We start from the raw sequence: 12,493 nt of genomic DNA on the forward strand, positions 1-12,493 counted from the left end.
TCATTACTTCTCACTACATTTTGCTGTCTAAGTATTTACCCGTTTCTTTATGTCCAAAATCTGGAATCATCTTAAAGAAAAGCTCGACAATCTGCTCTTTAGTCCACTCTTTGTTCTCTTTCATATCAGCGATCTGCTTTTCAAATAAAGCAAGTAATTGAGAGTCATATAGAGGGTCATTCTTGATAATGCCTAAGTTTTGGAATCGTTCCATATCCAATACTTCACTATCAGTAAAAAATTCTTCGAAATCTTTTTCACCTGTCGTATCACTCGCGGTAAATAGGCAGGGCCATTTGCCTTGCTCAGGCAAGGTTTTCGCTAGCTCTCTCGCCTCTTCTTCCGATGAGCACAAATACGGCTGGTAACCTCTTTGCTTTAGGTATTTTATCGCAATGTCTGCAAAAGAGATTAAATGCAAAGCTTCGCTGAGCTTAGGAAAGAAAATGTCTCTGTTTTCACCAAAAATACAAGACATTAAACATAGCTCACCTGACTCTTGAGGTGTCACGAAATAGCGCTTTATATCATTAGGAGCAACAATAGGTTGATTCTTCTGTAGTCTTTGATTAAACCCATGCAATAAAGAGCCATCTGAAAAGGCAACGTTAGCGAAACGAGCTGTTGAGATGGTTATCTGCTCACTTTTACGCATTAGGAACATTTCCATAATACGCTTCGATGCGCCCATCATATTGACAGGGTTGGCTGCTTTGTCTGTTGATACACAAAAATATTTTTTAACACCGGACTGAATCGATTGTTGAATGGTTTTGTCGGTGTTAAAAACATTAACATCGATCATACGCATCAAAGTGAATGGGTCTTTTTCACTGCGAACATGTTTTAGAGCTGAGAGGTTCAGCACATAGTCATATTCACCATCGGATTTGATGAAAGCATCATATTCGGTAGAACCAATATCTAATGCAAACGTTTGAAAATCTCCCCCAATATAGCCAAATGAACTTCGAATATCTCGAACCAGCTCAACCATATTGTTTTCACTAATATCCACAACATGCAATTTTTGAGGGTTACGTTTAAATATCTCTTTAGTGACAGCTTGGCCAATAGAGCCGGCACCACCTAACACCAAAAATTTAGATGTTGACACCTCAGCTCTTAGTGCTTTTTCGTTATCACTAATGTCTTTTTCAAACAGAGCATCAGAGCGACCAATCAATGACAAATATGCGTTCATAGTTTCAATTACTTCAATTCGTTTGCTAGATTTTAAACCATGCCTATCAATGGTGAAAGGATAACACTAAAAAAGTTAGTTCTATCATTCGGTAAACCGTCCTAGTTCAACCTATCATGCTAGTATTTCACCAGTTTTCCGTACATAATTATCAACATCATCAACAACCATTATTTAATAATTTTATGCATTTTCTGTTTCACTCGCTATCCCTAACTTCCTCGGGAGGAAGCCGAGTCACCACCAACTTGAGCAACTATCTTGTTGAAGAGGGACATCAAGTATCTATTATCATCGATCGAAATAGAATAGCATTCCCACTACATAAAGATGTGAAGGTTTACCACCTTAAAACCTTCACGATTAAAGATGTAACCCCTAAAGTTGTCGGTGATACCTCTCATTTTCAAAAACATGTAGCAACCAAAAGTGCAAAAAAGAAGAAGCAAAAACTGAGAGAAAAATACAAGGTCATAGAGAGTATTAATGAGTGGAAAAAGTACTTATTAAAACTGTTTACCTTTCCAACAAAATACTTTTTAGTTAAAAATTTCACCCAAAGAAATCATATTGATATTGTATTATGTGGTAATATTTATTACTTCTTGGAGCATTATTCTTTTTATTCAAACCAAAACCTTTGTGTTGTTCTCCATAATTCCCCTAAACAAGTTTTTATTGATCGCACGGTTAAGTCATTGCGCCCTATCAATAAAATATTCCAAGATATTCAATGCATTGGTGTTTCCGAGGGCGTATCACGTGAAATGAATATGCTCTATCCTGCACTAACAAAAAGAACTAAAACTATTTACAACCCCGTTGATATTGCTGCTATCAGAGAATTATCAACCGGAAGACTATCTGATTTTTTCATTAAAAATGATTACATCATTTCTGTATCTTCTCTCGCACCTGGAAAAAGAATTGAAAGAACTATAAGAGCATTTAGCCAATTGAATGATGAACAGTTATATTTGGTTATATTAGGTAAAGGACCAGAAGAGCCGAAACTAAAACAGCTTGCAGAAAATTTAGGGATTGAAGAACGCGTAATATTTAAAGGATTTGTTGAAAACCCCCTCCCCTATATGGCCCATGCTGAACTCTTATCCTTCACATCAGATTATGAAGGGATGGGGATGGTACTGATTGAAGCATTAGCTTGTAATACCCCCGTAGTTAGCACTAATTGCCCTAGCGGACCAAGTGAAATACTTACAGGTGAATTACAAAAGTACTTAATAGACATTACTGGCAGAGATGAGAATGATATTGTTGAAGATATCACTATTGCTATGTCTTCAATGTTAGCCAATAAACCGATGATTACTGATGACCACCTAAAACCTTTTGACCGCGCAAACATTATCAGTCAATGGGAAGAGGTGGCCACCAAATCGATGTATTAAACGTTACTTATTAAAGCGGCTTACATGCTCTAAGGCATCGTTTAGCTGCTTATAGTTAATTTCTCCGCCTTTTATCTCTCTATTGGTTTTGTCCATCAGTTGGTAAGCACCGCTAATCTTCACTTCTAAAATGCTTTCATCGCTTACCACGGCATAACCCCCATAACTTGAAGATAGAGTCCAATCTCGTTTCACTGGTGACGCTAGCAAGTCTTCACCAACAGAGTAATCTGCTAGCTCACTCGTTACCCCAAGATAATTCTTCATAAATGTAGGAACAACATCTTGATGACTGGTGAGTGCATCCGCAGGCCAAAGCATGCTATTGGCGCTAATTTTCGGGCCAAATATAGCGAAAGGCACCTTGATTTGGGCATCAGTAAAATTACTATTGTGACCCCAAAAATTCAGCTTATTATCATTCAATTCTTGAGCATGATCGCCAGTGATGATTACAACCGTATTATCGAGATCACCGCTTTGCTTCAACTTATCCAACACTCGTTTCATCTGGCTATCAACAAAGTGAGCACTGGTTTTATAACGATTAAAGAACTCTGTCGTATCTGTGTCATTATTCAATTTTAGATAGTTAAGGGTTTTCAGATAAGGCTCGAACTTATTTGGGTAGTCATCAGGAAAATCATAGCCATGGGGCGCATCATAAAATAAAAACGAGAAGGTCGGTTTCGTTTTATCTTTTTGATCATACCAAGCTAACCAATCATTGGTTAAATCAATATCTAACTCAGATGGTCGGCCACCTTCCGAGCCATCTACTCGTAAATCCGCCACATTGGTGAATACCGTTTTATCAAACTCTGGCGATCTCAGTTGGGCCGCAGAAAAAATGCCCAAATTATAATTTAGCTGCTGAAGCCTATCGATAAATAACGGTGCTTTTTGGTTTGCCAGAAAGCCGTGCCAATAAGTACCAGGAACACCATAAAACAAACCAAAAATACCCGTTCGAGTCGAGTTACCCGTCGACATATGGTTATTGAATATAATGCCATCTTGTTCTTCTACTACTGCCCATGTATTAGGGGTAATCTCAGCATTAAAGGTATCGGCGCGCCATGAGTCCACCACCAACCAAAGAATATTCACTGGCTTTTCTACTGGCTCAGTTTGCAAAGGATTTAATGGGTAGTGTAAATCGCTCTTTCGATCCATTTTCATCGACTGTTGGCGCTTTAACGCTTCTTCATCAATCCAGCCGTACTTACGCATCAATTTATTGGAAGTAGCCGGCTGGAAAAGAGGCAGATATCGCTTAACGACCGTAACAGGCTGGTAGGCGTGTGCAGCAGCCCAGATATGGATACCATTTGTCGCCAATAGAGCCAAAAAAGTCACAAATGCAAACTTTCGTCCAAGCTTATGTTGTGTGATCACTGGTTGACCATCTAGCCAGCGTACTAACATCCACTGACTCACTAACAATGCCGCGACACCTCCAATCACCATCGCCCAAGTAACCAGTGGAAAGCTTACAATCTGCCCAGATAAAATCATATTGACCACAACAAAGTTAATATGAAAACGGTACTGAGCAAACACAATGGTATCGATGAATAGAACCGCGATACCAATGGAGGCAATGAGACTTTGCACCAGCCTACGACTGCGAGTGGGGAGAAACAGAAACGGAATGCTAATCAACCCAACCACAGCAGACAGCAATACCATTTGGCTAAACGTACCTGCAAAAATAAACACTATTGCCTGAATATCACTAGGGAACTCTGGCAAGAATGCAAAGTAGCGACTCGATATAGCCATGGCGACCAAAGCATTAATAAGGATAAGCCACCCATGAGAGTGTAACTTCTGTTTAAACGAAAGCTTGTTCAATGTTTTCTCCACGAAACCTGATCAATAAAAAATCATACGACACAAAAAGATCAATCCAAAAATAAGTTACTCTTCAGAGTGGTAACCTATCAACAGTTGCTCAAAATCACTCTCTTGCCAGCAAATATCTCTTTTATTTTTTTCTTTATAGAATGACCGCTTTAATCGACTAAGGTTCGATTCTTTCCAAGAATCCCCCTCCTTAACACCACATTTATCAAAATCAATCAACCAAACGACACTATTGTTATCCACCAGAATATTATGAATATTGAGATCAGTGTGATTAACCTGCAGATCATGCATTTTTCTGATCTCCTTTCCTATTGATTGGTACAGTATGTTAGATAAAGGCTCTCTCTCCAATATCGAGACTAAATCATCCGTATTGGGGATTTTTTCACTTAACAGATCCGCTTGATAACAAAATGTCCGTTTTACTACTCTAGCAGCAATAGGCTTAGGGACATTAGCCCCACCATCAGCAAGCTTAGCCAACAATTGGAACTCTCGATACGCTCGGCTATTCTTCCAGCCAAAGAACAGATAATGGTCACTCACAATCTTGCCAAACAAGCCACCACGTCGATAATGACGAAGCGCTGCTTGAATGCCAGCTAGCTGAATAAACCAAGTGGTCCCTCGCCCCTGTGCTGCACCAATAACACGGTCTTGATGATGCCAATAATCAATATCAAAACTCTGCTCAACAGCCGAAGCTAATAACTTATCATCATACCAAATACGTAATTTGGGCTGCTTAATTTCGTTCATTATCAAACCAGTATATTTATCTATTCTATTGGCAGTTCATCTATAATGGACGCCTGCCAGTTGAGAAGCTTCATTCTACAGTTATCACTCACATTCTCAAATATGCCATCTTTATTGAATAGTACGTTGCTATTTCCCATTGGTATTAACCCGTCAATATCTTGAAGTTGCAACACTATCGCTGCATAATCCTTGAGACACCGAATCTGGAACTAATCATGCCCCTTTTCAATTCAGCACCTAAATCTGTCTGTTTTCTCCGCTTGTCAGCAATTGGAGACGTATGCCATGCCATCGCCGCAGTCCAAGCTTTGCAAAAACATTGGCCTGAAACTAAAGTAACCTGGATCATAGGCAAAGTAGAGGCGCAATTAGTTCAAGGATTAGAAGGTGTCGAGCTAATCATATTCGACAAGAAAGCTGGCTGGACTGGTATCCAATCCGTTTGGAAGGCACTAAAAGGACAACGCTTCGATGCCCTTGTTCATATGCAGCTAGCATTGAGAGCCAGTATTGTTACCCTTGGCATTCGCGCAAACTACAAAGTAGGTTTTAATCGAGAACGCGCTAAAGAAGGTCAATGGTTATTTACCAATCGAAAAATACCTGATACCCACTCTCAACATGTCTTGGACAGCTTCTTCTCCTTCATTCACTATTTAGGAGTACCTCGCAGCCAACCCGAGTGGCAGTTGCCTATTGATCAAGAGCATCTTCTCTTCGCTAAACAGGTACTACAAGGTAAGCCGTCCGTCGTTATCAGCCCGGCAGCAAGCAAAGATGAACGCAACTGGCAAGTTGAAAAATACGCCCAGTTTGCCGACTGGGTAACGAGTAAAGGTTATCAAGTCGTGCTATGCGGATCGCCATCAGAGCGCGAACTGGCACTTTCACAACGTATTCAAACACTCATGAACTCCACAGCGCTGGATCTAGTAGGAAAAACATCCTTAAAACAACTTACTGCAATATTAAGATATGCTGATGTTGTACTTGCACCAGACTCAGGCCCGGCACATATCGCGACTACCCAACATACTCTCGTAATCGGTTTATATGGGCATAGTAACCCTAAACGAACTGGCCCTTATAACAGTCAAAAATATGTTGTCAGTGTCTATGAACAATTTGCACAACAGCAATACAATAAGCCGCTCGAAGATCTCTCTTGGAGCTCTAGAGTAAAAGGCAGCCACATAATGGATGCCATCTCTCTAGAAGACGTTCAACAACGCTTTAACACCATCGAAAAAACCGAGGATAACCATGCCAAATAGCAGCGATAAAAAAATCACCGTCGCGGTGGCTTTAATTGTAAAGAATGAAGCTGATAACCTCGCCGGCTGCTTAGATACCGTTTCTAACTGGGCTGATGAAATTGTTATTCTTGATTCAGGAAGCACTGACAATACTGAGCAAATTGCCCGCAACTATACCGACAAATTTTTCACTAACCTAAATTGGCCGGGATTTGGTCCTCAGCGGCAGTTAGCCCAGCAATACGTAAAGTCCGACTACGTGCTCTGGTTAGATGCAGATGAACGAATTACCCCAGAACTACAAGCAAGCATTGAATCTGCAGTGACTCAAAACCAGCCAAATACCGTCTACAGAATGAATCGACTCAGCTGGGTATTTGGACGCTATATTAAACATTGTGGTTGGTATCCAGATAGAGTTGTACGCCTATATCCTACCCAACTGACCCAATACGATGATGCCCTTGTTCATGAAAAAGTGCAGGTAAACAGTAGTATGCAAGTCAAAGAGCTCAATGGGGATGCCATACATTATACTTATAATGATCTGCACCACTATCTTGTGAAGTCAGCAGGGTATGCCAAGGCATGGGCAGATCAACGAGAAAGAAGTGGTAAAAAAAGCAGTCTTTTTACGGGTATCACTCATGCATTAAGTTGTTTTGTGAAAATGTATTTCATCAAGGCAGGTTTCTTAGATGGAAAACAAGGTTTGTTGCTTTCCATCCTCTCTGCGCACTCCACTTTTGTGAAATACGCTGATTTATGGATTAGGACAAATACTGACAAGCCCAAGGATTAAGATCCGTTAACACCTGTTCTATATCGATACTGGTCATATTGCTCTGCTCTTCTTGGTTTTTACCACCTTGGGGAGTAAAGGCAATATGACGTTCAGCTGAATTTATCGGCATCCAACGCAAAGGTGTTGAAGACCGTTTTGCTGGGAAAAAGCCGACAGTAGGCACATCCAGTGCGGCAGAAATATGAAGAGGCCCAGTAGAACCCGCAATAAACAAACTGGCGCAAGCTAAAGAGCAGGAAAAATCCACTAAACCATCATTTTTATCATACACAACACAGTGATCACCTTGTGCTGAGATCAGAGATAGAAGTTTTCTCGCATTTTCCTCTTCACCTGGCCCTGCAGTTAACACCGTCTCAAACTCGCCATCTAAGCCACTTATCAATGCCTGATATTGCTCATTAGCAAGGGCATTTGAAGAGCCTCCCGTACCAGAGTGAACAAATACCCAAGGTAGATTCGAGTCAATCCCTAACTGCTTAGCTAACTTTGTTTTCTGTGCCGCCAACGCATCTTCATCAAACTGGAAATATGGCGCACTCGGCTCAATAATTGCTACATTGTTATCCGACAAAAAGACTCGAATTAAGTCCATATTATATTGATATTCAGGTTTTGCGGACTGAGAACGTCTTTGCTTAACTCGATGGTTATAGAAAATTTGCGCAAATTTGGTAGCCGGAGCTAAACGGTAAGGAATACCCGCTCGCCATACAAGCATTGCATTATACGTAGTAGAAAATAGATTAATTGCAGCGTCAAAATGACACTTTTTTATTGTTTGAAGCAGTGCATTATAATCAGACTTATCGGCGGATTTAGTTGGATCAATAATCACATCATCAATCCATGGGCACTGCCTTGCAAGTTCAGCGGTATAACGAGGAACTAAAGCTGTAATATGACTCTCTGGCATCGACTCTTTTAACATGGCGAAGCTTGGCCAGGCCAACATAAAGTCGCCAATTTTATCATTACGAACTACCAGTATTTTTTGCATATATAGCACCAAGTTTACAAACTAATCAGAGAAGTATCGTTACCGATATCATTTATATTCAACATAGACCCGTATAGTACCTGTATAGAGCCTCAAAATTAAATAGTTAATTTTATGCGCATTTGTTAGCATGATCGTTATGCACTTCTAAGTACAAGAAACGATAAAATGACACATAAGCACACATCTAAAGTGATCTACCCTGGTACATTTGATCCTATTACTAATGGGCATTTAGACCTGATTTTAAGAGCTGCAAAAATGTTTGATCATGTGGTCATAGGCGTTGCTGCCAGCCCGAGCAAAAAAACCATGTTCACCTTAGAAGAGCGAGTAGAACTAATAGAAACCGCGATCAGCAGCCACAACAATATATCCGTTGTCGGTTTCTCAGGGCTGTTGGTTGATTTTGCCGAAAGAGAACAAGCCAACTTACTCATTCGTGGTCTTCGAACCACAATCGATTTTGAGTATGAGTTTGGTCTAACAAATATGTATCGAAAACTTCTGCCAACTTTAGAGAGCGTATTTCTTACTCCTTCAGAAGAATACGCCTTCTTATCGTCAACCATCGTTAGAGAAGTCGCCATTCACGGTGGCGACATTAAGCAATTTGTTCCAGAAAATGTCGCGCTAGCCATTAGCAACAAGACCGCCAAAAACTCTTCCATCACAAAGACAGAAGAGTCGTAATTACTGAGCGACCTGCCAACGCAGATAGTAGTCTTGAAGCTTGCGGTACTCTTTGCCTTGTTGTGGGTTTGGATTATCAACCGCACTCTCTTCACTGTGCCACTGATCATCAGCCCATGGGTAGAGTTTTTCTGGCTGATATACATCATAGCTACCCTGCTCATTAATAACCCTTTGCGCGTTATAACCAAAGCTTTCTATCGATTGTGTAGAAAGCAGGTTGTTACCGCCTAAAGAGATATAACTGGCATCAGACAGACTGAAATTATACAAGGTCGGGAAAATATCCCGATGAGAACCAATACGCTGGCTATCATATTGAAATGGTACATTCTGTAAGATTTTCTGCGGCACATACAGATAGAAAGGAACAGCGTAATTAATGGCAAACTCATTGGCCAAGGTACCATCCAAGTAACGCATTCTATGATCACCCGTCCCTGCGATTAAGGTGTTATTGGCTAAGGGTGAACCTTTAATATTCGTTATAAACTGTCCAAAAGCGTCATTTGCATATTGGTAAGCACTCAAAAGAGCAGTTCCATGCTCCTTTAAAGGTCCTAATAACTGATTGAGTCGTTCACTTACCTCAACCGGCTTAACCTGATAACTCTCTGGCGCCTTAAACGGTGAATGGTTGGTCACAGTAAGAATATAGATCAATAACGGCTTATCACTGCTGTTTAATATTTTTTCGGCATATTTAAAAGCGTACTCATCAGGCACTCCCCATGTATCTGCGTATTTTTTGGCTTCAGGGAAGGTTCTAATAAGAGTATTTTCATCAACGATTTTATCAAACCCCTGCAAGGGCAGGTAATTGGCTAAATTACGCCACATCGCATTTCCTGGCGTAATATACACAACCTCATACCCTGCCCGCTTATAAGGCATTACTGCAGAGCCAGGCATAACCACTTTTTGCACACTAGAGTGACTAATGGAAGGGTTACTACTATGAAATAGCATCATCATCATGCTATCAATGGTTGCGGAGGTACTTGCTAAGAAACGCTTAAAGACAAAATCATCTTCAAACGGCTGACGAAGCGAAGCCAGTAGATCATTCTTTTCCGCGTCATCCTCTAGCAAAACATTACTGCCAAACCCTTCCATTAAGGTCATGACTATATGAGGTTTATTATTCTCAAGATATTCATTTGTCGGCGTGTGGTATTCAGGGGTTGGTTGCCCTAACACTTTGTTCATTTGAGTCGTCAGTAACTCTGCACCAATCGGTTCAAACTTGGTTTGTTCCTTATAGTCGCCTCTCGCCCAATCTAGAGCCATAAATGCATTGGGAGTCGCCTTATTTAGTACATCATAATCAGAGACATTAGCGTGATAACGTTTAAGGGGTAAGGTCGAAAAGCTACCACGGGCCAGTCCGACATAGACTAAAATTGCCACAAAAACGGCAATGGAAACCATTGACCAGTGCCATGACTTCGTCGCTAAAAAGCGCTTGCTGGCGATAACCTTGTGAAGAAGTTTTGATGCAGCCACAGTAATAGTTACAGTGAAAAGTAGCGCAAATACAATGGGGTAATCACTCCATGCACTTTCTAATACGGCTTTGGTATCATCATCAAACAGTCCAAAAACAAACACATCAAAATAGTTACCAAAAGTAATATAGTAGTAATAATTCCCGATGCTAAATGCTGTTAACAGAAAGAAAATAATACTGGCATAAGGAAGTAGACATTTCTTAACAAAATTAAATAGCGCAGGAAATGCGGCTACAACGATGGCCAATAAATAAAGGGGCGCGAAAGCGATCGTTGCCACTTTTAAGTCATATCGCAAACCAACAAATAACGCTCGACATAGATCCCAGTATCGTTCACCAAGCATAGTGACATCAATTTGTTGAAACAAAAAAATCACTCGGCCAGTGGTCAAAATTACACTTGAAATAAGTAATGCCGTAAGGACCCAAACAGTGATCCTTAAAAAGTTATTCTGAAAATTCATTGTTATCGCACTTTATTTTATTGGTTGGCAATCTGTACAAAAATAGCTGTTTCTTTGACCTATCTTAATTTGCTGAATGTCATTCGCACATCTAGGACAAGCCTCCCCAGCTCGACCATAGACCTGTAATACTTGAGCAAAATAACCCGGTTTGCCATCCACCTGATTAAAGTCTTTTAGCGTCGTTCCACCCTGCTTTATTGCAGTAGTAAGCACTTGCTTTATTTCAAAAACCAACTTATCCCACTGGTTTATCGTTAATTTACCCGCTTGCGTTAATGGATGAATACTTGCAGAGAAAAGTGACTCACTTGCGTATATATTACCGACACCTACCACCACTTTGTTATCCATAATAAACTGTTTAATAGCAACTCTTTTGCCTTGCGCTCTATCTCTCATATAGTCACAACTAAACTGGTCACTTAATGGTTCTGGCCCCAAGCTACTTAATAGCTGGCTCTCTTCACCAGCGTCCTGCCACAACCAGCTGCCAAAACGTCTCGGATCATTATATCTAAGCCGTTTTCCATTGGTAAGCACCAGATCAACATGATCATGTTTACCCGCGACATGTTCACCATCTAATATCCGCAATGAGCCAGACATTCCTAAATGAACAATAATGGAACCAATGGGGGTAACCAGTAACAAATATTTTGCTCGACGTTTAATAGCAACGATTTTTTGTCCTGTTAGCAGTTGAAGTTCATCAGGAATGCGCCAACGTAACTGTGGTTGACGTACAATTATTTCTTCAATTGTTTGATCTTTTATATGAGGTGTAATCCCCATTTTGCTCACTTCAACTTCAGGTAATTCTGGCATACATCCACTCAAAGCTTGCCAATATTTGCAGTTTGGCTTGATTGCATTTAATTAATAGGGAAAAGATAGCTTGGTTCAACAGAAACGGCTATCCAGTTTTGCTGCCAGTTTTTCATCAACCAAAACTTTGGCGTTTCATAATAAGTAATTCGCTGAGGCTCTTCTTTTTCTAAGTACCACACTTCAATCGTATTCGCCTTAGATAACGTTGGTTTTAATTGACGATAGGTATCATCACTTACCGCTGTTCCTACTAAATTTTGCCAACGCTGTACCAACTCCAATTCAGGAATAGAAAGTGTCTCCGTTGCTTTCCAGCCACTCGCTTCCCGTAAAAGCGACCAACGAGAAAAATGAATCTGTTGAACAGTTTGATTCGGGTTTAGCAAATATGGGTACTCATTCTGCTCCGGTTCAAGGAGGTGATTCTTAATAATGGTTGGCATATTAAGAATGATCATAAACATAATAACGCCCAACATCAGCACGTTATTCCAACCACGACGAGAAAGCTTCATTGCATTTCCTTATTTTACTCAATGAGTAACCAGTATTACGAATACCAGTCATTATTGCCAAGTCATATACTCAAGTGACCTCAAGATGCAGGATTCAGAGCTACATCAACAGGGTCAGTTCAAGAAAGATAATCGAAGGAATGGCATCCCCTTTCAAGGTTACTTG

At 40.4% G+C, this 12,493-nt stretch carries 12 protein-coding genes; 4 read left to right on the forward strand and 8 right to left on the reverse strand.

All coding sequences use genetic code 11. The features are described from left to right. Positions 1-13: 13 nt before the first annotated feature. On the reverse strand, positions 14-1,204 hold the full coding sequence (locus tag F0227_RS12205; protein ID WP_171753487.1) for a UDP-N-acetylglucosamine 4,6-dehydratase: 1,191 nt from the start codon (positions 1,202-1,204) through the stop codon (positions 14-16). Between the two features lie 248 nt (positions 1,205-1,452). On the opposite strand from F0227_RS12205, the gene F0227_RS12210 reads away from it, so the two are divergent. Beyond that, positions 1,453-2,616 carry a glycosyltransferase gene (locus F0227_RS12210; RefSeq protein ID WP_171753488.1) on the forward strand — a complete coding sequence of 388 codons (1,164 nt, stop codon included), beginning with the start codon at positions 1,453-1,455 and terminating at the stop codon, positions 2,614-2,616. Between the two features lie 3 nt (positions 2,617-2,619). Here F0227_RS12210 and F0227_RS12215 read toward each other — a convergent pair whose 3' ends face one another. The 3 genes from F0227_RS12215 to F0227_RS12225 form a co-directional block, all read right to left on the reverse strand. Next, complete coding sequence (locus F0227_RS12215; RefSeq protein ID WP_171753489.1) at positions 2,620-4,473, reverse strand: DUF3413 domain-containing protein; 1,854 nt, start codon at positions 4,471-4,473, stop codon at positions 2,620-2,622. A gap of 66 nt (positions 4,474-4,539) precedes the next feature. Further along, the gene (locus F0227_RS12220; RefSeq protein WP_171753490.1) at positions 4,540-5,247 is read right to left on the reverse strand and encodes a 3-deoxy-D-manno-octulosonic acid kinase; all 708 of its coding nucleotides are present in this window, start codon (positions 5,245-5,247) and stop codon (positions 4,540-4,542) included. Between the two features lie 20 nt (positions 5,248-5,267). Further along, entirely contained in the window at positions 5,268-5,423 is a 156-nt protein-coding gene (locus tag F0227_RS12225) for a hypothetical protein (protein WP_171753491.1), read from the reverse strand. Positions 5,424-5,465: 42 nt separating this feature from the next. Between F0227_RS12225 and F0227_RS12230 the strand changes: the two genes are divergently transcribed. Then, complete coding sequence (locus F0227_RS12230) at positions 5,466-6,524, forward strand: glycosyltransferase family 9 protein (RefSeq protein WP_171753492.1); 1,059 nt, start codon at positions 5,466-5,468, stop codon at positions 6,522-6,524. After that, positions 6,514-7,308 carry a glycosyltransferase family 2 protein gene (locus tag F0227_RS12235; RefSeq protein ID WP_171753493.1) on the forward strand — a complete coding sequence of 265 codons (795 nt, stop codon included), beginning with the start codon at positions 6,514-6,516 and terminating at the stop codon, positions 7,306-7,308. The genes F0227_RS12230 and F0227_RS12235 overlap by 11 nt, the downstream gene beginning before the upstream one ends. On the opposite strand, the gene F0227_RS12240 is transcribed toward F0227_RS12235, so the two are convergent. After that, on the reverse strand, positions 7,277-8,311 hold the full coding sequence (locus tag F0227_RS12240; RefSeq protein WP_171753494.1) for a glycosyltransferase family 9 protein: 1,035 nt from the start codon (positions 8,309-8,311) through the stop codon (positions 7,277-7,279). The genes F0227_RS12235 and F0227_RS12240 overlap by 32 nt on opposite strands. A gap of 168 nt (positions 8,312-8,479) precedes the next feature. Here F0227_RS12240 and coaD point away from each other — a divergent pair, with 168 nt between their 5' ends. Further along, the gene (gene coaD / locus F0227_RS12245) at positions 8,480-9,004 is read left to right on the forward strand and encodes a pantetheine-phosphate adenylyltransferase (RefSeq protein WP_171753495.1); all 525 of its coding nucleotides are present in this window, start codon (positions 8,480-8,482) and stop codon (positions 9,002-9,004) included. Here coaD and F0227_RS12250 read toward each other — a convergent pair whose 3' ends face one another. From F0227_RS12250 to F0227_RS12260, 3 genes are read right to left on the reverse strand one after another with little or no spacing between them, the layout of a single operon-like run. Beyond that, a complete protein-coding gene (locus F0227_RS12250) occupies positions 9,005-10,981 on the reverse strand; it encodes an LTA synthase family protein (protein ID WP_171753496.1) in 1,977 nt (658 codons plus the stop codon). Positions 10,982-10,993: 12 nt separating this feature from the next. Further along, positions 10,994-11,809, reverse strand: a complete 816-nt coding sequence (gene mutM, locus F0227_RS12255) for a bifunctional DNA-formamidopyrimidine glycosylase/DNA-(apurinic or apyrimidinic site) lyase (RefSeq protein WP_171753497.1) — start codon at positions 11,807-11,809, stop codon at positions 10,994-10,996. A gap of 47 nt (positions 11,810-11,856) precedes the next feature. After that, the gene (locus F0227_RS12260; RefSeq protein WP_171753498.1) at positions 11,857-12,327 is read right to left on the reverse strand and encodes a hypothetical protein; all 471 of its coding nucleotides are present in this window, start codon (positions 12,325-12,327) and stop codon (positions 11,857-11,859) included. Positions 12,328-12,493 lie beyond the last annotated feature (166 nt).

The sequence above is a fragment of the Vibrio sp. 99-8-1 genome, assembly GCF_013114595.1.
In the GTDB taxonomy this organism is placed as follows: Bacteria; Pseudomonadota; Gammaproteobacteria; order Enterobacterales; family Vibrionaceae; genus Vibrio.